The following is a 22578-nucleotide window of genomic DNA, read 5'->3' on the forward strand; positions in this document are numbered from 1 at the left end:
GTGCGCATGGGACCCGGTTCCGCGTACCCTGGAACAGGATGCCGGGCGGGAGCCCGCGGCGAGTTCGTTCGAAGGAGAACCGATGCACGAAGGCAGATCCGGCGCGCTCGTCACGGGCGGCGCCAGCGGGCTCGGGCTCGCGACCGCGAGGCGCCTCGCCGCCGACGGCTACGTCGTCACGATCCTCGACCTGCCCGGCGCCGCCGGAGACGATGTCGCCGCGGAGCTCGGCGGGGTCTTCGCGCCGGCCGACGTCACGAACGAGGAGCAGGTGCGCGCCGCGGTCGCCGAGGCATCCGCCCTCGCGCCCCTGCGCGTCGTCGTGAACTGCGCCGGGATCGCGCCGCCCGCGAAGGTGCTGGACCGCGACGGGAACCCGGGCCCACTCGCCGACTTCGAGCGGGTCGTGCGCATCAACCTCGTCGGCACCTACAACGTCATCGCACAGGCCTCCGCCGCCATGGCGGGCAACGAGGCGAGCCCCGACGGGGAGCGCGGCGTCATCGTCAGCACAGCGAGCGTCGCCGCATTCGACGGCCAGATCGGACAGCCGGCATACGCGGCGAGCAAGGGCGGCGTGCACGCGATGACGCTGCCGATCGCGCGTGAGCTCGCCCGCCACGGCATCCGCGTCGTCACGATCGCGCCGGGCATCATGGAGACGCCGATGCTGAAGGGCCTGCCGCAGGCGGCGCAGGAGTCCCTCGGCGGACAGGTGCCCTTCCCCCCGAGGCTCGGCCGGCCCGACGAGTACGCCGCCCTCGTGCAGCACATCGTCTCGAACGTCTACCTCAACGGCGAGACGATCCGCCTCGACGGCGCGATCCGGATGGCCCCGCGATGAGCGAGACGATCCGCCTCGCGATCGCAGACGGCCTCGCGCGCATCACCCTGAACCGGCCCGCGCGGCTCAATGCGTTCGACGAGGAGATGGCCCACGCGTGGGAGCGCGCCACGGTCGAGGCGACGTCCTCCGACGACGTCGGCGCGATCCTCGTGGATGCCGCGGGCCCCGCCTTCTGCGCCGGCGGCGACGTCGTGGCGATGTCGAGCACGGTGGGATCGGGCGAGGGCATCGCGGCGCTGGCCCACGTCATCCACCGCGGCATCCGGGCGCTCGTGGAGTCGTCGGTGCCGGTCGTCGCGGCGGCGCACGGCACGACGGCGGGCGGGGGCCTCGGCATCCTGCTCGCGAGCGACTATGCCGTGGCAGCCGCCGACTCGAGGATCGGCAGCCGGTACGCCGGCGTCGGCCTCACGCCCGACCTGTCGGTCTCGGCGCAGCTCGCGCGCGCCGTGGGCGAGCGCCGCGCCCTGCAGCTGGTGCTCAGCGATCGGATGCTGTCGGCCGACGAGGCGCTCGCGTGGGGGCTCGTCGCCGAGGTCTCGCCGCCCGACGGGGTCGCCGCGCGCGCCGAGGCGGTCGCACGCTCGTGGCTCGAGGGCGCGACCGCGGCGTACGGGCAGGCGAAGCGTCTCATCCGTTCCCGGCCCACGCGCTCGTTCGCGGGCCAGCTCGACGAGGAGGCCCGCACGATCGGCGCGGCCTTCGACACCCCCGAGGCGGCCGCACGCATCGCGGCGTTCGCCGCGGCATCCGCACGGAAGGATCCTCGATGACCGACTCCGCCCCCCTGGCCGGCCGCACCATCCTCATGTCGGGGGGCAGTCGCGGCATCGGCCTCGCGATCGCGCTGCGCGCCGCCGCAGACGGCGCCAACATCGCGTTGCTGGCGAAGACCGACGCGCCTCATCCGAAGCTCGAGGGCACGGTGCACTCGGCGGCCGAGCAGATCCGCGCCGCGGGGGGCAACGCCCTGCCGATCGTGGGCGACGTGCGCGACGACGACGACATCACGCAGGCCGTGCTGATGACGCAGGGGGAGTTCGGCGGCATCGACGTCGTCGTGAACAACGCGAGCGTGATCGACCTGTCGGGCTCGCTGGAGCTCTCGGCGAAGAAGTACGACCTCATGCAGGACGTCAACGTACGCGGCACGTTCATGCTCAGTCGGGCCGCCGTGCCGATCCTGCGCGAGAGCGAGAACCCTCACATCCTCTCCCTCTCCCCGCCCCTGAACCCCACCCCGCGGTGGCTCGGCGCGCACACGGGGTACTCGCTCGCGAAGTTCGGGATGACGATGGTCACGCTGGGGCTCGCGGCCGAGTTCGCGGGCGACGGCATCGCCGCCAACACCATCTGGCCCCGCACGACGATCGCGACCGCCGCCGTGCAGAACCTCCTCGGCGGCGACCGCGTCATGGCGGCCAGCCGCACGCCCCAGATCTACGCCGACGCCGCGTACGAGGTCATCACGCGACCGGCGGGCTCCGCCACGGGGCGGCAGCTCATCGTCGAGGACGTGCTCGCCGAGGCCGGCGTCACCGACCTCGCGCGGTACGCGGCGGTTCCGGGCACCCCCGACGAGCGGCTCTACCCCGACATCTTCCTGGACTGACGACCCCGCCGGCCGTGCGTGCGGCTGCTCACCGCGACAACATTCCGGAGGAACGCAGGTCGCGGCGCGCGCCTGCCGCGAAAAGACGGGCCGGCCCGGTGCGCGGGGCGGGATGTCTCCGGAGTGTTGTCGTGCGTGCGGCGGATACCATCGCCGAATGCCGACGATGAGCGCGGGAATCCTGCTGTATCGCTTCGCGGAGCCCGGTCGGTCGGAGGCCCTCGAGGTCTTCATCGCGCACATGGGCGGCCCCTACTGGGAGCGGAAGAAGCAGGGCGCCTGGAGCATCCCCAAGGGCGAATACGACCCCGACGCCGAGCCTGCGCTGGATGCCGCGCGGCGCGAGTTCGCGGAGGAGCTGGGTGTCGACGCCCCGGCCACGGCGTACGCCGAGCTCGGGACGTTCGCGTACTCATCCGGCAAGCGTGTCGTCGTGTTCGTCGCCGACGGCTCCGGCTTCGACCCTGAAGGGCTCGCCTTCGGCGAGTTCGAGATGGAGTGGCCGCCGCGCTCCGGCCGCACCGGGTCCTTCCCCGAGGTCGACGACGCGCGCTGGGTCGATGCCCGGGAGGCGACGGACTTGCTCGTGAAGGGACAGCGGCCGGCGCTCGAGGCGCTCGAACGGCTGCTGGCCGCGGCCTCGACCCCCTGACGCCCGGGTCGCGCGGCTACCCTGGTAACCATGACCGAGACCCCTCCCGTGCGCACGACGAGACCGCGTCAGGTGCGCCCCGCGACGGAGGGGTGGTCGCAGAAGAAGGATGCCGAAGGCCGGCCCCTGCTGCAGTTCGCGTCTCCCAAGCGCGGCAAGCCCCCCGTGCACCTGGCGGACATGACGCCCGCCGAGCGGGTGGCGAAGGCGACCGAGCTCGGGCTGCCCGGCTACCGGGCCAAGCAGATCGCGGCGCACTACTTCTCGCGCTACACCTCGGACCCCGCCGCCATGACGGACCTGCCGGCCGCGGGCCGCGAGGAGCTCGTGGGGGGTCTGCTCCCGCCGCTGCTGACCGAGGTGCGCCGGCTGCAGACCGACGGCGGCGACACCATCAAGTTCCTGTGGAAGCTGCACGACGGCGCGCTCGTGGAATCCGTGCTCATGCGCTACCCGGGCCGCATCACGCTGTGCGTGTCGAGCCAGGCCGGGTGCGGCATGAACTGCCCGTTCTGCGCGACGGGCCAGGCGGGGCTCACGCGCAACATGTCGGCGGCCGAGATCGTCGACCAGATCGTCCGCGCGAACGCCGTCATCGCCGCGGGGGAGCTGGGCGGGAAGAAGAGCACCGACCATTCGCTCGAGCGCGTGTCGAACATCGTCTTCATGGGCATGGGCGAGCCACTCGCGAACTACGCGCGGGTCATGCAGGCCGTGCGGGTCATGGTCGCGAAGCAGCCCGAGGGGCTCGGCATGAGCGCCCGCGGCATCACCGTCTCGACGGTGGGTCTCGTGCCGGCGATCACGAAGCTTGCGAACGAGGACATTCCCGTCACGTTCGCGCTCTCGCTGCACGCCCCCGACGACACGCTTCGAGACGAGCTGATCCCGGTCAACTCGCGCTGGAAGGTCGACGAGGCGCTGGATGCCGCGCGCGGCTACTTCGAGCGCACGGGCCGCCGCGTCTCGATCGAGTACGCCCTCATCAAGGACATGAACGACCACGGCTGGCGCGCCGACCTGCTCGCGGAGAAGCTCAACGCGCGGGGCCGCGGCTGGGTGCACGTCAACCCGATCCCGCTGAACCCGACCCCCGGGTCGATCTGGACCGCGTCGGACCGCGACGTGCAGAACGAGTTCGTGCGCCGGCTCAACGCCGCCGGCATCCCGACCACCCTACGCGACACGCGCGGCAAGGAGATCGACGGCGCGTGCGGTCAGCTGGTCGCGACGGCCGACGACGAGAGGGCCGCTGCGGGCGCCTGAGCCTCGGCATCCGCCTCCTGCTCCTCGCAGGCGACGCCGCACGCCTGGGCGTCGAGGTCGAGGATCTCGAGCAGGCGCAGCGCCGCCGGCTCCGCCGTCGTCGAGGCGATCGCGGAGACGATCCAGACGGGCGTCTCGTCGGGGGGCAGCGCCACGGTGACCAGGCCCGACGCCTGCGGCTTCGCGGCGACGTGCTGCGGCACGAGCGCGATCCCGAGGCCCCGGTGGATGAGGTCCAGCAGCGTGTGGATGTCGTCGACCGTGCAGGGGACGCGTCGGGGGATGCCGTGGGCGGCGAAGGCGGCGTCGGTGAGCGTGCGCACCCCCCACGATTCCCGGAAGTCGATGAAGTCGCGCTCGCGCAGCTGCGCCCACTCCACGCGCGCGGACCCGGCGAGCGGGTCGGACGGCGGGACGAGGAGCACGAGCTGGCGCCGCCCCAGCTCGGCGGGGCTCATCGACGCGAGGTGGTCGGTCGTCGCCACGAAGGCGACGTCGAGGTCTCCCCCGCGCACCTGCGCGGCGAGCTCGTGCGAGCCCGCCTGGACGAAATGGATGTCGACCAGCGGGTATCGCCGGTGGAAGCGCTCGAGCAGGGGAGGCACATCGACGACCCCGAGGCACTGCTCGGCGCCCACCCGCAGGCGCCCGGAGAGCTGCCGCGTCGCGCGCACGACGGCGTCGCGGCCCGCCGCCGCCTGCGCGAGCATCTCGCGCGCGAAGGGCAGCAGCGCGCGCCCGGCGTCCGTCGCGACGACGCGCCTCGTGGTGCGGGTGAACAGGCTCGTGCCGAACTCCTCCTCGAGGCTGCGGATCGCCGCCGACAGGCCGGACTGGGACACGCCGCACAGGGCCGCGGCCCGGGTGAACTGCTGTTCCTCGGCGAGCGTCACGAGGTACTCCATCTGCCGCAGGTCCATTTATCGCCTCTACTTCTGAATGGAAGAACACACAGTTGTTGGACTTCTAGGATGGGCCCTCCTAGCGTGGAGACGCAACAGTCGACGACGTAAGGAAGTGCTGTGCAGCAGAGAAGAATCGCAGACGTCTCGGTCAGCGCCATCGGGCTCGGCGGAATGCCGATGTCGATCGAGGGCCGGCCCGACGAGGAGCGATCGATCGCCACCATCCACGCCGCGCTCGACGCGGGCGTGACACTCATCGACACGGCGGACGCCTACCATCGCGACGCGGACGAGGTCGGCCACAACGAGGAGCTCATCGCCCGGGCGCTGCGCAGCTACGGCGGCGACACGTCGGGCGTCCTCGTCGCCACCAAGGGCGGACACCTGCGACCGGGCGACGGATCGTGGACCCTCAACGGCCGCCCCGAGTACATCGTCGAGGCCGCGAAGGCCTCGGCATCCCGCCTCGGGGTCGAGGCGATCGGGCTCTACCAGTTCCACCGCCCCGACCCGGAGGTGCCCTACGCCGAGTCGGTCGGCGCGCTGCGCGAGCTGCTCGATGCGGGCGTCATCCGCATGGCGGGCATCTCGAACGCCGACGTCGCCCAGATCGACGAGGCCCGCGAGGTGCTGGGCGGCCGGCTCGTCTCGGTGCAGAACCAGTTCTCGCCGGCGTTCCGCTCGAGTCTGCCCGAGCTCGAGCACTGCGCCTCGCTCGGCATCGCCTTCCTTCCCTGGTCGCCCCTGGGAGGCATCTCGCGCGCGAGCGCCGTGGGCGAGAACCACGATGCGTTCCAGCGCGTGGCGGACGAGCGCGGGGTCAGTCCCCAGCAGATCGCGCTCGCGTGGGAGCTCGCGCTCGCACCGACCGTCATCCCGATCCCCGGCGCCTCGCGGCCCGCGAGCATCCAGGACTCCGTGCTGGCGGCCGAGCTCGAGCTGACGGCGGACGAGATCGCCGCGCTGTCGAGCGACACGGAAGCGTGAGCGTCCGCCGCATCCCCTCCACCCGCTCGTAGGGCTACGAGCGGTTCCGCGCCGCGGGACACCGTGTACCCCGACCCGCGTCGACACAGACAGGACAGGAAGACACATGGTCAACTACCGCTACCTCGGCAACTCCGGATTCAAGGTCTCGGAGATCACCTACGGCAACTGGGTGACGCACGCCTCGCAGGTCGAGAACGAGGCCGCCATCGCCACGGTCCACGCGGCGCTCGATGCCGGGATCACGACGTTCGACACGGCCGACACGTACGCCAACACCGGCGCGGAGGTCGTGCTGGGCGAGGCGCTCAAGGGGCAGCGCCGCGAGTCGCTCGAGATCTTCACGAAGGTCTACTTCCCGACCGGCCCGATGGGCCCGAATGACACCGGCCTCTCGCGCAAGCACATCATGGACTCGGTGAACGGGTCGCTCACCCGCCTCGGCACCGACTACATCGACCTTTACCAGGCGCACCGCTTCGACTACGAGACGCCGCTGGAGGAGACCTTCCAGGCCTTCGCCGACCTCGTGCGTCAGGGCAAGGTGCTCTACATCGGCGTCTCGGAGTGGACGGCCGAGCAGCTTCGCGAGGGTCACGCCCTGGCGAAGGACCTCGGCATCCAGCTGATCTCGAACCAGCCGCAGTACTCGATGCTCTGGCGTGCGATCGAGGGCAAGGTCGTTCCCGCGTCGGAGGAGCTCGGGATCTCGCAGATCGTCTGGTCGCCGATGGCGCAGGGCGTGCTCTCGGGCAAGTACCTGCCCGGTCAGCCGCTACCCGCCGGATCGCGCGCGACCGACGAGAAGAGCGGCGCCGATTTCATCAAGCGCCTGCTGCGCGACGAGGTGCTGACCGCGGTGCAGAAGCTGAAGCCGATCGCGCAGGAGGCGGGCCTCACGATGCCGCAGCTGGCGATCGCGTGGGTGCTGCAGAACCCGAACGTCGCGGCGGCCCTCGTCGGCGCGTCGCGGCCCGAGCAGCTGGCCGACACGGTGAAGGCGTCGGGCGTGACGCTCGATGCCGACACCCTCGCGGCGATCGACACCGCGCTCTCCGGGGTCGTCGAGGACGACCCCGAGGCGACGTACGAGACCTCCCCGAAGGCCCGTCTGGTCTGACACGAGACGGCTTCCCGCCCCCCACGCGCCCCCGCTCGCCATCCGTCCCGGACGGCGAGCGGGGGTGCGTGGCGTGTGTGACGCCGGCGCCGGCGCGCCCGCCTGACAGAATCGGCGCATGCCGCACTGGGTCATCGTCTCGCTCGCCGCGACCGCCTTCGCCGTCGTCTCGGCCTGGGCCGTGCGCCTGCTGCTGGATGTCGCGGTCGGGTGGCTGCGCGCACTCCTCGTCTCGCTCGTGGTCTTCCTCGTCGCCTGGCCCGTCGCGGAATGGTCGCTCACCGAGGCGGACGTCGTCTCGGACGGACGCGTCGTCGTCGACGACGGCATCGCGATCGCCTTCCTCGCCCTGACGGTCGGCTGGATGTTCGTCGTCGTCGTGGTCGTCATGCTCACGCTGGAGTTCCTCTCGCCCTCGCGGCGCATGCCGAACCCGCTGCGGGTCATCCGCGACGCCATCCGCCGTCGCGACCGGGCCAGGCGCTACGCGCAGATCCTGGCGATCGGGTCGCGGCACGGGCTCGGCTTCTACGAGAGCCGGCGCCGCGGCGGCGAGGACGAGCTGCCCCGCGCGCTCGTCTCGGCGATGAACGACGCCGGTGTCACGTTCGTCAAGCTGGGGCAGGTGCTCTCCTCCCGCGAGGACGTGCTCCCGCCCCGCCTCATCGAGGCGTTCTCGACTCTCCAGATGGACTCCACCCCGATCCCGTGGGACGAGGCGCGCGCCGCCATCCAGGCACAGCTGCATCGCCCGATCGAGGAGGTGTTCGAGCGCATCGACCCCGTTCCGCTGGCCGCGGCATCCGTCGCCCAGGTGCACACCGCACGGCTCGCCGGCGGCGAGGAGGTCGTGGTCAAGATCCAGCGGCCCCGGGCGCGGGCGCAGGTCACGACCGACCTCGACATCCTCGAGCGCCTCGCCGCCGAGGCCGAGCGTCGCACCGACTGGGCGAAGGACTACGGCGCCCTGGCCCTCGCGAACGAGTTCTCCCGGGCGCTGCGCGAGGAGCTCGACTACCGCATCGAGGCGGCCAACACCGACATGCTGCGGGCGGCGATCGCCGCGTCCGGCACGCACCTCCTCCGGGTCCCGACCGTGTACGGCGACTACTCGACGCCGCAGCTGCTGGTGCAGGAGCGGGTGGTCGGCACGCCGTTCAGCCGCCTCGGCGACGCGGCGCTCGCGCCCGAGGACGCGGCTCGCATCGCCGACGCGCTCCTGGACGCGATCGTCGACCAGATCGCCGTGCGCGGCGTCTTCCACGCCGACCTCCACCCCGGGAACCTCATTCTCGGGGAGGACGGCACGGTGACCCTGATCGACTTCGGCGCCGTCGGCGTGCTCGAGGCCAGCATGCGCCGGTTGCTGCTGCCGATGCTCATCGCGATGGCGAACGAGGACGATGTCGCGGTGACCGACGTGGCCCTGCTGATGTGCGGCCCGCCCGCGGACGGCGGGGACGTGGCCGCGCTGCAGCGCGACATCGGCGTCATCCTCACCCGCCTGCGCAGCGCCCGCGCCGACGAGAACGTCTTCCGGCTGCTGCTGGACGTGCTCCGGCGCAATCGGATGGCGCTGCCGCCGTCGCTGCTGCTGGTGTTCCGCACCCTCGCGTCCCTCGAGGGGACGCTTCGCAAGCTCGTCCCGGGCTACGACATGGTCTCGCGGGCCCTGGAGGTCGCCCCGCGCGTCGCGCTGTCGCTCCTCTCGCCGCGCAGCGCCGCGCTCACGGCCCAGACCTGGTCGGCCCTCATGCTCGAGCAGGCGAGGCGGATGCCGCGTCGCGTCGAGTCGGTCACCCGGTCGATCGAGGACGGCACGTTCTCGGTGCGGCTGCGCGCGTTCGAGGGAGGCGAGGAGCGCGCATGGGTCGATTCGATCGTGGGGCGGGTGTCGTCCACGATCGTGGGCGTGACGCTCGTGATCTCCGGCATCCTGCTCACGGTCGACGACGGCGGCCCCAGGCTCACGGGCGACGTGCCCGCCTTCGGGTTCCTCGGCAGCGTCATGGGCCTCGGCGGGTTGCTGCTGTTGCTGCGGGCGCTGCGCGGGGCGCTGCGTCGGCGCTGACGCGGTCAGCCGCCCGCGGCGAGCTCGCGCCGGCGCATGAGGGCGAGGGATGCCGCGGCCCCCGCGGCGGCGGAGGGCAGCATCCACCACAGGCCGTTGGGGTCGACGTCGTCGGGCCCCGGGACGGGCGTCGCGGCGAACGGAGAGATCGCGACGACCTCGGTCGGCAGCCCGAAGATCGTCCCGAACAGGGCCAGCGCCGCGGCCGCGACGACGATCCCCCAGCCGAGGAGGATCGTCGCGCGGGGCACGATGACGAACACCAGCGCGGCGGCGGCGACGAAGACGCTCGCCGCCACCGCCTGCCCCGCCCCCGTCACGAGGGCGTCGGAGGCCAGGCTCGAAGAGCCCCCCGTGATCGCGAGGGCGAGGCACGCGCCGCCGACCGCCGCCGCGCAGACGAGGAGGATGCCCGCGCCCGCGACGGAGAGGAAGGCGCGGAGCCAGGCGGCCCGCGCCACGGGGGTCGCGAGGGTCGACTCCGCGGTGCCGTGCACCTCCTCCTGCCGTGCGCGCATGATCGTCTGCACGCCGAAGCACGCCGCGAGAACCCCGACCATGACGAAGAAGGTGACGAGCACCCCCTGGTCGATCGACCCCTCGGCGGCGAGCCGCTCGAGGATCGCGGCGATCTGCGGGTTGTCGGTGCCCACCTGCGCCACGAGGCTGCCGAGTGTCGCGGACAGCGCGCCCACCACGGCCGCGCCGACCGCCCAGGCGAGGATGGAGCCCGCGCTCAGCCGCCAGACGAGCCCCGGCATCGACGACAGCACGCGACCCGCGCGGGCACGACCCGCGCGCTCGGCCAGTGCGCCCTCGCCGACGTCGCGCCGCGCCTGCACGAGCGCTGCGGCACCGACGAGCAGGGCGGCGACCGCCGTGCTCAGCAGGAGCGGCCCCGGGTCGTCGTCGCTCAAGGGCCGCGTGTTCTCGGCCCACGCGAACGGCGAGAGCCACGCGAGCCACGAGCTCTCCATGCGTGTGAGGTCGTCGCTCGGCGTGCCGACGGCGTTGCCCACCCCGGCGACCACGAACGAGCCGACGATCACGCCGACGGAGATCGAGTTGGCCGCCCGCGCCGAGCGCACGAGCTGTGCGGCCAGGAGTCCGACCCCCAGGAAGACCGTTCCGGCTCCGGCGATCGCGGCGCCCGCCAGAGCGGAACCCGCGGCATCCTGCCCGGCGGCGATCAGGGCCGCCGCCGCCGCGGCTCCGGCGGCGACGTTCGCGATCGCCCCGTGGGCGACGGTGGCCCAGAACGGCGCCCAGCGCCCCGCGGGGGTGGATCCGACGAGCTCGGTGCGTCCCACCTCCTCGTCGCCGCGCGTGTGCCGCACGGCGAGGAACGCGGACATCAGCGCGACGAGCAGCACGAGGAACGGCAGGGACAGGAAGATCAGGAACGCGCCCTCGCCCGTGCCCGAGGGCAGACCGCGGAAGACCAGGATGACGGGGTTCGCGAGGGCCACGGCCACGAGCGCCGCCCGCTCCTGCTCCGTTCCGAAGGTGTCGGCGACCCCGGCGAACGTGCCGAAGGTCAGCGCGGCGACCCCGCCGACCCACAGCACGAGCTGCAGGCCGTCGCGCCGCAGGCGCTGACGCAGCAGCGCGGCGGCCCCCGTCACCGTGCCGCCTCCGGGCCCGGGCCGAGGTCGTCGCCGTAGTGCCGGAGGAACAGCTCCTCGAGGGAGGGGGGTTCGACGCGCAGCCCGCGCACGTCGTGGCGAGCCAGATCCGGCAGCAGGTGCGCGACCCGGTCGCTGTCGACGGAGAGCACGATGCGGCCCTGCGCGGCGCCCATGTCGTGCACGCCGGCGATGCGGGCGAAGGCCGAGGCATCCGCCCCCGAGTCGGCGAACGACACCTGTGTGCGGGTGAGGTGACGAAGCTCGTCGAGCGTGCCGGACTCGACGACACGGCCCGCGCGGATGATGCTGACGCGGTCGCACAGATGCTCGACCTCGGAGAGCATGTGGCTCGACAGCAGCACGGTGGCCCCTCGCGCCCGCACCCGCTCGGCCTCGCGGTGGAAGAGCACCGACATCAGGGGATCGAGTCCGCTGGTGGGCTCGTCGAGGATGTACAGCTCGGCGGGCACCGCGAAGGCGGCGATGAGGGCGACCTTCTGGCGGTTGCCCTTCGAGTAGGCGCGGCCCTTCTTGCGGGGGTCGAGTGCGAACTCGTCGATCAGACGGGTTCTCTCCGCCGCGTAGGCGGGGTCGTTGCGGGGCACGCCGCGCAGCCGCGCGAGGAGGTCGATCGCCTCGCCTCCGCTGAGGTTCGGCCAGAGGCTCACGTCGCCCGGCACGTACGCGATCCGGCGGTGCAGCGAGACCGCCGCGCGCCACGGGTCGGCTCCGAACACGGATGCCGTGCCGCCGGATGCGCGCGCGAGGCCGAGGAGGATGCGGATCGTCGTCGACTTGCCCGCGCCGTTGGGCCCGAGGAAGCCGTGGATCTCGCCGGCGGAGACGTCGAGGTCGAGCCCGTCGAGGGCGCGCGTGCGCCCGTAGCGCTTCTCGAGCCCGCGGGTGAGGATGACAGGTGGCATGGACGGCACGCTACGCCCGCCGCCCGGCGGAGGGAAGAGCACTGCTCCTGTATGCGCAATGTGGATTCGAGGCGGCGCTGGCGGACCTGTGGTTGACTTATGTATACATAAACCGAATCGGAGAGGGGATGCCGTGCGGCAGAGCGATCGTGCGTACGCGACCCTGCTCGAGGAGATCCAGAGCGGCGCCCTCCCCGCCGGGGCGGTGCTCGGCGAGGTGGAGCAGTCCGCGCGGCTCGGGGTGAGCCGCACGCCGCTGCGCGCGGCCCTGGGGCGGCTCGTCGCCGACGGGCTGGTGGTGCAGCAGTCGCCGCGCGTGACGGTCGTCGCCGACATCGACGCCGCCGACATCCGCGCCCTGTTCGAGCTGCGCCGCGCCCTCGAGGAGAGCGCCGCCCGGATCGCCGCGGTGCGCGGGGACGCGGCGGCGTTCGCCGCCCTCGAGCGCGAGTTCGCCGATGCCGGCCGAGCGCTGCACGGAGATCCCGGGCGGGATGCGTACTACGGCGTGATCGCGCGTTTCGACGCGGCCGTGGACGCCGCCGTCGGCAACGACTACATGACCCAGGCGCTGCGCACCGTGCGGACCCATCTCGTGCGGGTGAGACGGCTCGCTCGGGACAAACCCGACCGGCTCGCGGCATCCGTCGGCGAGCATCGGCTCATCGCCCGCGCGCTCGCCGACCGCGACGCCGACCTGGCGGCCCACGCCACGCACGTGCACCTGCACAACGCGCTCGACAGCATCCTCGATTCGCTTCCGGGAGGAACCCCATGACGATCACCCACCACCTCCGCGTGCACCGCAGCGACGAGAACCTCGCGCGGGAAGGACAGCTGGCGTGGCGCATCGCCGAGGTCGCGACCGACCCGGTCGATGTCGACGCCGACGTCGTCGACATGATCATCAACCGCGTCATCGACAACGCGGCGGTCGCGGCGGCCTCGCTCACGCGCGCGCCGGTGTCCGCCGCCAGGTCGCAGGCACTGGATCACCCCGTCTCGATCGGGGGGCGCGGGGCGAGCGTGTTCGGAGTCGATCCCGGCCGGCGCACCTCGCCCGAGTGGGCGGCGTGGGCGAACGGGGTCGCCGTGCGCGAGCTCGACTACCACGACACCTTCCTCGCCGCCGACTACTCGCACCCCGGCGACAACATCCCCCCGATCCTCGCGGTCGCGCAGCATGTCGGCGCCGACGGCCGGGCGCTCGTGCGGGCGCTTGCCACCGGCTACGAGATCCAGATCGACCTGGTGCGCGCCATCTGCCTGCACAAGCACAAGATCGACCACGTCGCACACCTCGGCCCGTCCGCCGCGGCCGGGATCGGAACCCTGCTGGGCCTTCCGACCGAGACGGTCTACCAGGCCGTCGGGCAGGCCCTGCACACCACCACCGCGACGCGGCAGTCGCGCAAGGGCGAGATCTCGTCGTGGAAGGCGCACGCGCCCGCCTTCGCGGGCAAGATGGCGGTCGAGGCCGTCGATCGGGCGATGCGCGGCGAGACGTCGCCCTCGCCCATCTACGAGGGCGAGGACGGCGTGATCGCCTGGATGCTGGACGGACCCGGCGCCGCCTACGAGGTGCCCCTGCCGGGGCCCGGCGAGACCAAGCGCGCGATCCTCGACTCCTACACGAAGGAGCACTCCGCCGAGTATCAGGCGCAGGCGTGGATCGATCTGGCCCGGAGGCTGCACGCCTCGGCGCCCGCGGCGATCGACGCCGAGAACGTCGCGTCGATCGTGCTGCACACCTCGCACCACACCCACTACGTGATCGGCTCGGGCGCGAACGACCCGCAGAAGTACGACCCGGCGGCATCCCGCGAGACGCTCGACCACTCGATCCCGTACATCTTCGCCGTCGCGCTGCAGGACGGCGGGTGGCATCACGTCGACTCCTACACCCCCGAGCGGGCGGGCCGCCCCGACACCGTCGCGCTCTGGCACAAGATCACGACGGCGGAGGACGGGGAATGGACCCGCCGCTACCACTCGAGCGACCCCGCGGAGAAGGCGTTCGGCGGACGGGTGGTCATCACCCTGACCGACGGCTCGGTGATCGAGGACGAGATCGCGGTGGCGGACGCTCACCCGCTCGGCGCCCGTCCGTTCGCGAGGGCCGACTACATCGCCAAGTTCCGCCTCCTCGCGGAGCCCGTGCTGGAGCCGCGGGAGATCGAGCGATTCCTCGCCCTCGCGGAGCGGCTTCCGGAGCTGTCGGCGGAGGAGCTCGCCCGCCTGACGATCACGGCCAGACCCGGGGTCCTGGCGGGGGCGCCGGCGCCGAAGGGGCTGTTCTGATGCTGTACGCGCAGACCCCGGCATCCGAGAAGCGACGCCTCTTCCGGGAGCGCCTCGCATCGGGCGAGCTCCTTCGCCTCCCCGGCGCGTTCAATCCGCTCTCCGCGCGGCTGATCGAGCGGAAGGGATTCGAGGGGGTCTACGTCTCGGGCGCCGTGCTGTCGGCCGATCTCGGGTTGCCCGACATCGGTCTCACGACGCTGACGGAGGTCGCCGCGCGCGGCCAGCAGATCGCCGCGATGACCGAGCTGCCCGCCCTCATCGACGCCGACACGGGGTTCGGCGAGCCGATGAACGTCGCGCGCACCGTGCAGACGATCGAGGACGCGGGCCTCGCCGGCCTCCACATCGAGGACCAGGTCAACCCCAAGCGCTGCGGCCACCTCGACGGGAAGGCGGTCGTCGACGAGGCGACGGCACTGAAGCGGGTGCGCGCGGCCGTCGAGGCCCGGCGCGACCCGAACCTGCTCGTCATGGCGCGCACGGACGTCCGCTCCGTCGACGGCCTCGACGCCGCGATCGACCGCGCCCGCGCGCTCGTGGATGCCGGGGCCGACGCGATCTTCCCCGAGGCGATGCGCTCGCTCGAGGAGTTCGCCGCGATGCGCGCCGCGATCGACGTGCCGATGCTGGCGAACATGACCGAGTTCGGCAAGAGCGAGCTCTTCGGCGTCGAGCAGCTTCGGGATGTCGGGGTGAACATCGTCATCTGGCCGGTGTCGCTGCTGCGACTGGCGATGGGGGCCGCCGAGCGGGGCCTCGACGAGCTGTTGGCCGAGGGCCGCCTCTCGGGCAGGCTGGGGGAGATGCAGCACCGCGCCGACCTGTACGACCTCATCGACTACGCCGGCTACGGCCGGTTCGATCAGAACGTCTTCGACTTCGACATCCCCGGGCGCTGAGCTTCCGAGGGACCGATCGCCCAGCAAGGGAGCAGGCATGACCGACACGACAGAGATCAGAAAAGGCCTCGCGGGGGTCGTCGTCGACACGACGGCCATCAGCAAGGTCAATCCCGAGACGAACAGCCTGCTCTACCGCGGGTACCCCGTGCAGCAGCTCGCGGCGACGCAGCCGTTCGAGGCGGTCGCGCACCTGCTGTGGCACGGCGAGCTTCCCTCGCCCGAGCAGCTGCGGGCCTTCCGCGCCGAGGAGCGGGCGCACCGTGCGCTCGATCCCGCCGTGAAGGCCACCATCGACCTGACCCCCATGTCGGCGCACCCGATGGACGTCCTCCGCACGGCGGTGTCGGTGCTCGGCGCGCGGGATGCCGAGGCATCCGATTCCTCGCCCGAGGCGGATCTGCGCAAGAGCGTGCGCCTCTTCGCGGCGCTGCCCGCCGCGATCGCCCACGACCAGCGGCGTCGGTGGGGAAGGGATCCGATCGAGCCGCGGGAGGACCTCGACTACTCCCGCAACTTCCTGTGGATGACCTTCGGCGAGGAGCCCCACGAGGTCGTCGCCAGGGCCTTCGACGTGTCGATGATCCTGTACGCCGAGCACTCCTTCAACGCCTCGACCTTCACGGCGCGCGTCATCACATCGACGATGGCCGACCTGCACTCCGCGGTCGTCGGTGCGATCGGTGCGCTCAAGGGGCCGCTGCACGGCGGCGCCAACGAGGCCGTCATGCACATCTTCGACGAGATCGGCGAGGCCGCCGCGGTCGAGGCGTGGCTGGACGAGGCGCTGGCGACCAAGCGCAAGATCATGGGCTTCGGGCACCGCGTCTACAAGAGCGGCGACTCGCGCGTGCCCACGATGAAGGCGGCGCTCGACACGCTCGTGGAGCACTACGGCGCGCAGGAGCTCGCCGCGCTCTACGACGCGCTCGAGGCGCACTTCGTCGCGCGCAAGGGCATCCACCCGAACCTCGACTACCCCTCCGGGCCCGCCTACCGCCTCATGGGGTTCGACACGGAGCTGTTCACGCCGCTGTTCGTCGCGGCGCGGGTGACGGGGTGGACCGCGCACATCATGGAGCAGGCGGCGTCCAACGCCCTCATCCGGCCGCTCTCGGAATATGTCGGACCCGACGAGCGCCAGGTCCCCGGCGCGTAGCCTGGGCGCATGCGATCAGCCGTCATCGTCGATGCCGTGCGCACCCCCTCGGGGCGCGGCAAGCCCGGGGGCGCGCTCTGCGGCATCCACCCCGTCGACCTCGCGGCGCTGACGCTGCGGGCGCTGCTCGAGCGCAACGGCCTCGAACCCGACCGGGTCGACGACGTGATCCTCGGGTGCGTCAGCCAGGTGGGGGAGCAGGGCATGAACGTCGCCCGGCAGGCGGTGCTCGCGGCCGGGTTTCCCGAGACGGTGCCGGCGACCAGCATCGACCGGCAGTGCGGATCGAGCCAGCAGGCGGCGCACTTCGCCGCGCAGGGGGTGATGGCGGGCGCCTACGACATCGTCATCGCGGGCGGTGTCGAGTCGATGAGCCGCGTGCCCCTCGGGTCGTCCACGTCGAGCGGTTCGCCGATCTCGCCCGCGATGCGCGGGCGCTACCCCGACGGCCTCGTGAACCAGGGTGTCTCGGCCGAGTTGATCGCGGCCCGCTGGGGGCTCGGTCGCGACGAGCTCGATGCGTATGCCGCGGCATCCCACGCCCGGGCGGCGGATGCCGCGGCCCGCGGCCTCTTCGACGGCCAGATCGTCCCCGTTCCCGCGCCCGAGGGCCCCGTGACCGCGGACGAGACCATCCGCCCCGCGACGACCGTCGAGGGTCTCCGCGCGCTCGGACCGGCGTTCCGCACCGATGCGATGGCCGAGCGCTTCCCCGACCTCGACTGGCGCATCACGGCCGGATCGTCCTCACCGCTGACCGACGGTGCCTCCGCCGTGCTGATCATGGGGGAGGACGTCGCGGCGGCGCTGGGCCTGCGGCCCCGCGCCCGCTTCCACGCCTTCGCGGTCGTCGGCGACGACCCGCTCATGATGCTGACGGGGCCGATCCCCGCGACCCGGCGCGTCCTCGACCGGGCAGGACTATCGATCGACGACATCGACGCGTTCGAGGTGAACGAGGCGTTCGCGTCGGTGCCGCTGGTGTGGCTCCGCGAGCTCGGGGCGGATGCCGGGCGCACCAACGCCTGGGGAGGCGCGATCGCGCTCGGCCACGCCCTCGGGTCGTCGGGCACGCGCCTGCTCGGCACGCTCCTGGCGCGCCTCGAGCACGACGGCGGCCGTTTCGGCCTGCAGACCATGTGCGAGGGCGGCGGGCTCGCGAACGCGACGATCATCGAGCGCCTCTAGCGCCGCCCCCCGCCCGCCGGCGCTCCGCCCGCGCCCGCCGGCGCTCCGCCCGCGCCCGCCGGCGCTCCGCCCGCGCCCGCCGGCGCTCGCCTGTCACGAACCGCGCGCGCGGGAGCCGGCGGGGAGCGGGTTGCGACAGGGGAGCACCGTGATCCGGGCGGGGGCGGGGGTGACGCGCGCGTGCGCCGGCCCGGAATAGACTCGTCGGGGCGGAGGAGCGGCATGAGGATCATCGTCCCGGTCAAGGGTGTCCCCGATACGTGCGGGGATCGTGCGCCCTCGCTCGAGGCGCGGAAGAGCCGGGCGGCGTGACCTATCTGCGACGCGGCCTGCCGCGCACGCCCGGCGACGAGCCATGGCCGGATGCCGCCCTCCCCGCCACGACCGAGCCGATCCCGTCCCCCGAGGACGACGCACCCGGGGCTCCGTCGGCCACCGGCGACGACTCGCGAGACGCATCGCCGGCACCCCGGGTCGATCTCGATCGGCCGCTCCCCTTCACCCGTACGGCGTGGGCGGGCTCCGCCGCCGTCCGTCCCACGAAGGCGCCCCGGGAGGAGCCGGTCCGCATGCGCGGCCTGACCCGCGCGCAGTGGGCGATCGGGCTCCTGCTCGGCGGGGTCGCGCTCGTGTTCGCGGCCGGGATGGTCGTGGCGGCGGCGCGGTTCCTCGTGAGCCTCGACGGCGTGCGCGCGTTCCTCGACGCCTTCCCGGGGGAGTACCCCCTTCCCGCGGGCACCGCGCCCGGCTTCCCCGCGTGGGTGCAGTGGCAGCACTTCTTCAACACCTTCCTCATCGCGCTGATCATCCGCACGGGGCTCCAGGTGCGCACGGAGAAGCGTCCGGCGGTTTTCTGGTCCCCGCGGGGCAACCGCAAGCGCCGCATCAGCCTCGCCCTCTGGTTCCACCAGGCGCTCGACATCCTCTGGATCGCGAACGGGGTCGTCTTCGTCGTCCTGCTCTTCGCCACGGGGCACTGGGCGCGCATCGTCCCGACGAGCTGGGAGGTCTTCCCCAACGCGCTCTCGGCGGCGCTGCAGTACGCGTCGCTGAACTGGCCGACCGAGAACGGCTGGGTCAACTACAACTCGCTGCAGCAGCTGGCCTACTTCACGACGGTCTTCGTCGCGGCGCCGCTGGCCATCGTCACCGGTGTGCGCCTGTCGGGCGTGTGGCCGAAGAACGCCGCGACGCTCAGCCGCCTGTACCCCGTCGAGTGGGCGCGGGCCCTTCACTTCCCAGTCATGCTCTACTTCGTCGCGTTCATCGTCGTGCACGTCGCGCTCGTGCTCGCGACGGGGGCGCTGCGCAATCTCAACCACATGTACGGCGGCACGGACGCGGTGAACACCGTGGGCTTCTGGATCTTCGTGGCCTCGACCGCGGTCATCGTGGCCGGCTGGATCGCGGCCCGCCCGGTGGCGCTCGCCCCCATCGCCAAGCTCTTCGGCACGGTCAAGGGACGGTGAGGGCGGGGGATAACCCTCCCCATCTTCTCCGGCTGACCCCGGCGCGCGGGCGGGGGGGCCGTCCTAGCGTGGAGCCATGTCCACTCCCGTGTCCCCCTCTCCCCGAGTCGAGGCCGTGCCGCCGCACGCCGACGCGGCGCCGGGCCCCGCACCCGCCGCCCGCCCCGCGCGCGACGGGATCTTCCGCCCGCTCCGGGTCGCCGGCGCGATCGCGCAGCTCGCCGCGCTCGGAATCGTCGGCCCGATCGTCTTCACGATCCTGGTGTCGCTCCTCAGCATCGGCGCGAGCCTCATCCTGGTGCTGGGTCTCGGCCTCGTCTTCCTCCTCGCCTTCGTCTATGCGCTCTTCGCACTCGGGTGGCTCGAGACCGCCCGCGTCGACGGCCTGTACGACTTCGGGCTTCCCGCCCGGCGACCGCGCCGCAGCGCCAAGCCCGGCTTCGGCGGCTTCCTCCACACGGTGTGGCTGCAGTTCATCGACCCCGGCATGTGGCGGGGCGTCGCGAACTCCGCCATCGCGACGGTGCTCGGTCTCATCGTGCTCCCGCTGGCGAGCGTGCTCGTGTCGGGACTCGTGCTGGCGTTCTCGCCGCTGTTCGAGGGAGGCGGCGCCGTGCGCCTGGCGGGGACCGGCATCGAGATCGGTGCCGCGTGGGCGATCCCGGGCGGCCTGCTCGCCACGGTCGTGAGCGCGGCCGCCCTCGTGGGCCTCGGCATCCTGCACGGGGTCATCTCCCGCGCGATCATGGTCCCCTCCCGGGAGGCGCAGCTCGCCGAGGCGGCGCGCACGTCGAACGTGCAGCGGGCCGGGGCCGTGCGCGCCGCCGAGGTGGAGCGCACGCGCATCGAGCGCGACCTGCACGACGGCGTCCAGCCGCGACTGGTGTCGGTGGGGATGACGCTGGGGCTGGCGCAGCAGAAGGTCGAGACCGACCCGGCGGCCGCGAAGGAGCTCATCGCCGAGGCGCACACCTCGACGAAGGCGGCCATCACCGAGCTGCGCCAGCTGGCCCGCGGCATCCACGCCTCGGTGCTCGACGACCGGGGACTGGATGCCGCGCTGTCGGCGCTGGCCGCCAGGTCGCACGTGCCGGTGACGCTCGATGTCCGCCTGGGCGCACGCTGCAGCCGCACGGCCGAGGCCGCGGCGTACTTCTGCATCGCGGAGGCGCTCACCAACGCCGCGAAGCACTCGCGGGGCAGTGAGTGCCGTGTGCTCGTGCGGGAACGCGAGGGCGGGATACTCTGGGCCCGCGTCGAGGACAACGGCATCGGCGGCGCCCGGGTCGTCCCGGGCGGCGGGCTCGACGGCATCGCCAATCGCGTGCTGGCGGCGGGCGGGCAGTTCCGTCTGGACAGCCCCGCCGGCGGACCGACGACGGTGGAGGTGAGCATCCCGTGCGCATCCTGATCTGCGAGGACTCCGTCCTCCTGCGCGAGGGCCTGATCCGCCTGCTCGAGGACGCGGGGCACGAGATCGTCGCCGCGCTGCCCGACGCGGCCGGTCTCGACGCGGCGGTGGCCGAGTCTTCCCCCGACCTCTGCATCCTCGACGTGCGCCTGCCGCCGACCTTCACCGACGAGGGCGTGCGTGCCGCGCTGCGCCTGCGGGCCGCGCGCCCCGACCTCGCCGTGCTCGTCCTCTCGCAGTACGTCGAGGAGCGGTACGCCAGCGACCTCATCGCGGGCAAGGGCGGCGCGCTCGGATACCTGCTGAAGGACCGGGTGGCGGATGTCGCGGAGTTCGTCGAGACCGTCGCCCGCATCGGCGGCGGGGCCACCGTGTTCGACCCGGAAGTCGTCGCCCAGCTGCTGGGCCGCCGCTCGCTCGATGCGAAGATGCGCCGGCTCACCGACCGCGAGTCGACCGTGCTCTCCCTCGTCGCGGAGGGGCGGTCCAACCAGGCGATCGCCCAGACGCTGCACATCACGGAGGGCAGCGTCGAGAAGCACATCACCTCGGTGTTCGCCAAGCTCGAGCTCGAGCAGGACGACTCCGGAAACCGGCGGGTGCTCGCGGCCCTCGCCCATCTCGAACACGGCGGCCACGCGCCGCAGACTGGAACAGGAGCACCCCGATGAGCACGACGCTCACGCCCCCGCCGAACGCCCCGGCCACCCCGCCGCCGCCCGGCCCCTCCGGGGAGCCGCCCCGCATGTCGCGTCCGGCGGCCCGGGTCGTCGCGATCCTCACAATCGTGCTCGGCACCCTCGTGCTCGCGGGCGCCGCACTCGCCGCCGTCTTCTCGACGGTCTTCGCCGCCGCAGTGCACACCGACAGCCGCACCGCGGATGCCGCGGGCATCACCGAACTCGACGTCGATGTGTCGGCCGGCTCGTTCGAGCTCGTCTTCGACGACGTCGACGAGGCCGTCCTCGAGGTCACGAGCGGAGCCGGAGCCGACCGGTGGGGACTCGAACGCGATGCCGGCACCCTCGTCGTCGACTCGCCCCGCGCCCTCTTCGGGGGCTGGCTGTTCGGCGGAAGCGGGCACGCGGTCCTCACGCTCCCCGCCGCACTGGAGCGGACGACGCTGGACGCGACGTACTCCCTCTCCGCCGGCGACCTCGACGCGCAGGGACGCTACGGCGACCTGTCCGTGGAGATGGGGGCCGGCGCGATGCGCATCGAGGGGTCGGCCCGCGAGGTCGACGCCGACGTGAGCGCGGGGCGCGCGGACCTGCTCCTCTCCGGCGTCTCGCGGGCGGACCTGGCCGTGTCGGCGGGCCAGCTCGTCGGGGTGCTCCGCGGCGACGCGCCGGATGCCGTGGGCATCGACGTGAGCGCCGGCTCGCTCGAGCTCACCCTGCCGGATGCCGCCTATGACGTGCGAGCCGAGGTCTCGGCCGGCGAGCTCGACAACCGCCTCGAGACGGCCGCGGCGTCACCCCGGGTGATCGAGGCGACGGTCAGCGCGGGTCAGGTGATCCTGCGCAGCGCCGACTGAGCGGCGGTGCCGGCGCGGGTCAGCGGACGAGCCGGACCTCGGTGATCGTCTCGCCGAGGAACGGCTCGTCGTGGCGTGCCCCGTCCGCGGTGAAGCCGTTGCGGGCGTAGAACCGGTGCGCGCGGGGGTTGTCCTCGGCGACCCAGAGATAGACGCCTTCGCCCTCCGGCACGACGGCGTCGAAGAGCTTCTGGCCGATGCCGGTGCCGTGCCACGCGTCGAGCAGGTAGATGAAGTAGAGCTCCCGCGGGCGCGGGGCGTCCTCGTCGCGGGCGGGGCCCGCGCCGGCGAACCCGACGATCTCGCCGCCGACGAGGGCGGCGTGCTGCACGTAGTCCGGGCCCTGGTTCATCCAGTGGGTCCAGAGCTCGGCCATGCGGCGCGCCGAGACGCTCTCGAGCGCCGCCCTGCTCACGAGGTGGTCGTAGGTCTCGTGCCAGCAGGTGGCATGCACGCGACCGAGGGCTTCGGCGTCCACATCGCGGACGGGGCGGACGACGACGTCGGTGGAGAGCTCGGCTTCCATGGCCAGACTCTACGACAGGCCGCGGAAGGGGGGGAAATCGATCCCCCCGGCATCCCGGACGGGCACGGTTCTTT

21 protein-coding genes are annotated in these 22578 nt (G+C 72.7%); 17 read left to right on the forward strand and 4 right to left on the reverse strand.

Going from position 1 to position 22578, the window contains the following annotated elements:
- Nucleotides 1-82 precede the first annotated feature (82 nt).
- From ACIGCK_RS01135 to rlmN, 5 genes are all read left to right on the forward strand, one after another.
- Nucleotides 83-844 (forward strand): SDR family NAD(P)-dependent oxidoreductase, encoded by a 762-nt coding sequence (locus tag ACIGCK_RS01135; RefSeq protein ID WP_396663134.1) that lies wholly within the window; start codon nt 83-85, stop codon nt 842-844.
- The gene (locus tag ACIGCK_RS01140) at nt 841-1620 is read left to right on the forward strand and encodes an enoyl-CoA hydratase/isomerase family protein (RefSeq protein WP_396663136.1); all 780 of its coding nucleotides are present in this window, start codon (nt 841-843) and stop codon (nt 1618-1620) included. Before ACIGCK_RS01135 ends, ACIGCK_RS01140 begins: the two co-directional genes overlap by 4 nt.
- The gene (locus ACIGCK_RS01145) at nt 1617-2459 is read left to right on the forward strand and encodes an SDR family oxidoreductase (RefSeq protein WP_396663138.1); all 843 of its coding nucleotides are present in this window, start codon (nt 1617-1619) and stop codon (nt 2457-2459) included. Before ACIGCK_RS01140 ends, ACIGCK_RS01145 begins: the two co-directional genes overlap by 4 nt.
- 157 nt (nt 2460-2616) lie before the next feature.
- On the forward strand, nt 2617-3111 hold the full coding sequence (locus ACIGCK_RS01150; protein WP_396663140.1) for an NUDIX domain-containing protein: 495 nt from the start codon (nt 2617-2619) through the stop codon (nt 3109-3111).
- A gap of 30 nt (nt 3112-3141) precedes the next feature.
- Nucleotides 3142-4377, forward strand: a complete 1236-nt coding sequence (gene rlmN, locus ACIGCK_RS01155; RefSeq protein WP_396663142.1) for a 23S rRNA (adenine(2503)-C(2))-methyltransferase RlmN — start codon at nt 3142-3144, stop codon at nt 4375-4377.
- Here rlmN and ACIGCK_RS01160 read toward each other — a convergent pair.
- Nucleotides 4329-5297, reverse strand: a complete 969-nt coding sequence (locus tag ACIGCK_RS01160; RefSeq protein ID WP_396663143.1) for a LysR family transcriptional regulator — start codon at nt 5295-5297, stop codon at nt 4329-4331. The two genes, rlmN and ACIGCK_RS01160, sit on opposite strands and share 49 nt — an antisense overlap.
- A gap of 156 nt (nt 5298-5453) precedes the next feature.
- Between ACIGCK_RS01160 and ACIGCK_RS01165 the strand changes: the two genes are divergently transcribed.
- From ACIGCK_RS01165 to ACIGCK_RS01175, 3 genes are all read left to right on the forward strand, one after another.
- Nucleotides 5454-6269, forward strand: coding sequence for an aldo/keto reductase (locus ACIGCK_RS01165; RefSeq protein WP_396663970.1), 816 nt, complete (start codon nt 5454-5456; stop codon nt 6267-6269).
- Nucleotides 6270-6375: 106 nt separating this feature from the next.
- On the forward strand, nt 6376-7389 hold the full coding sequence (locus ACIGCK_RS01170; RefSeq protein ID WP_396663145.1) for an aldo/keto reductase family protein: 1014 nt from the start codon (nt 6376-6378) through the stop codon (nt 7387-7389).
- Between the two features lie 118 nt (nt 7390-7507).
- On the forward strand, nt 7508-9460 hold the full coding sequence (locus tag ACIGCK_RS01175) for an ABC1 kinase family protein (protein ID WP_396663147.1): 1953 nt from the start codon (nt 7508-7510) through the stop codon (nt 9458-9460).
- Nucleotides 9461-9465: 5 nt separating this feature from the next.
- On the opposite strand, the gene ACIGCK_RS01180 is transcribed toward ACIGCK_RS01175, so the two are convergent.
- Complete coding sequence (locus tag ACIGCK_RS01180; protein ID WP_396663149.1) at nt 9466-11085, reverse strand: ABC transporter permease; 1620 nt, start codon at nt 11083-11085, stop codon at nt 9466-9468.
- Nucleotides 11082-12011 carry an ATP-binding cassette domain-containing protein gene (locus ACIGCK_RS01185; protein WP_396663151.1) on the reverse strand — a complete coding sequence of 310 codons (930 nt, stop codon included), beginning with the start codon at nt 12009-12011 and terminating at the stop codon, nt 11082-11084. The genes ACIGCK_RS01180 and ACIGCK_RS01185 overlap by 4 nt, the downstream gene beginning before the upstream one ends.
- A gap of 133 nt (nt 12012-12144) precedes the next feature.
- Between ACIGCK_RS01185 and ACIGCK_RS01190 the strand changes: the two genes are divergently transcribed.
- The 9 genes from ACIGCK_RS01190 to ACIGCK_RS01230 all read left to right on the forward strand — a co-directional run bounded on the left by ACIGCK_RS01190 (nt 12145) and on the right by ACIGCK_RS01230 (nt 21978).
- Entirely contained in the window at nt 12145-12789 is a 645-nt protein-coding gene (locus ACIGCK_RS01190) for a GntR family transcriptional regulator (RefSeq protein ID WP_396663153.1), read from the forward strand.
- Nucleotides 12786-14312 (forward strand): MmgE/PrpD family protein, encoded by a 1527-nt coding sequence (locus ACIGCK_RS01195; protein ID WP_396663154.1) that lies wholly within the window; start codon nt 12786-12788, stop codon nt 14310-14312. The genes ACIGCK_RS01190 and ACIGCK_RS01195 overlap by 4 nt, the downstream gene beginning before the upstream one ends.
- On the forward strand, nt 14312-15214 hold the full coding sequence (gene prpB, locus ACIGCK_RS01200; protein WP_396663156.1) for a methylisocitrate lyase: 903 nt from the start codon (nt 14312-14314) through the stop codon (nt 15212-15214). Before ACIGCK_RS01195 ends, prpB begins: the two co-directional genes overlap by 1 nt.
- A gap of 37 nt (nt 15215-15251) precedes the next feature.
- The gene (locus ACIGCK_RS01205; protein WP_396663158.1) at nt 15252-16373 is read left to right on the forward strand and encodes a bifunctional 2-methylcitrate synthase/citrate synthase; all 1122 of its coding nucleotides are present in this window, start codon (nt 15252-15254) and stop codon (nt 16371-16373) included.
- A 9-nt stretch (nt 16374-16382) separates the two neighbouring features.
- Nucleotides 16383-17561: a thiolase family protein gene (locus ACIGCK_RS01210; protein WP_396663160.1), complete on the forward strand. Its 1179-nt coding sequence runs from the start codon at nt 16383-16385 to the stop codon at nt 17559-17561.
- A gap of 308 nt (nt 17562-17869) precedes the next feature.
- The gene (locus ACIGCK_RS01215) at nt 17870-19030 is read left to right on the forward strand and encodes a cytochrome b/b6 domain-containing protein (protein ID WP_396663162.1); all 1161 of its coding nucleotides are present in this window, start codon (nt 17870-17872) and stop codon (nt 19028-19030) included.
- Between the two features lie 76 nt (nt 19031-19106).
- Nucleotides 19107-20441: a histidine kinase gene (locus tag ACIGCK_RS01220; protein WP_396663164.1), complete on the forward strand. Its 1335-nt coding sequence runs from the start codon at nt 19107-19109 to the stop codon at nt 20439-20441.
- On the forward strand, nt 20429-21112 hold the full coding sequence (locus tag ACIGCK_RS01225) for a response regulator (protein ID WP_396663166.1): 684 nt from the start codon (nt 20429-20431) through the stop codon (nt 21110-21112). The genes ACIGCK_RS01220 and ACIGCK_RS01225 overlap by 13 nt, the downstream gene beginning before the upstream one ends.
- Nucleotides 21109-21978, forward strand: a complete 870-nt coding sequence (locus tag ACIGCK_RS01230; RefSeq protein ID WP_396663168.1) for a hypothetical protein — start codon at nt 21109-21111, stop codon at nt 21976-21978. The genes ACIGCK_RS01225 and ACIGCK_RS01230 overlap by 4 nt, the downstream gene beginning before the upstream one ends.
- Before the next feature lie 19 nt (nt 21979-21997).
- Here the strand turns inward: ACIGCK_RS01230 and ACIGCK_RS01235 are convergent, their stop codons facing one another.
- Nucleotides 21998-22504 (reverse strand): GNAT family N-acetyltransferase, encoded by a 507-nt coding sequence (locus tag ACIGCK_RS01235; protein ID WP_330171021.1) that lies wholly within the window; start codon nt 22502-22504, stop codon nt 21998-22000.
- Nucleotides 22505-22578 lie beyond the last annotated feature (74 nt).

The organism is Microbacterium sp. NPDC078428, assembly GCF_044542535.1.
GTDB lineage: Bacteria > Actinomycetota > Actinomycetes > Actinomycetales > Microbacteriaceae > Microbacterium > Microbacterium limosum.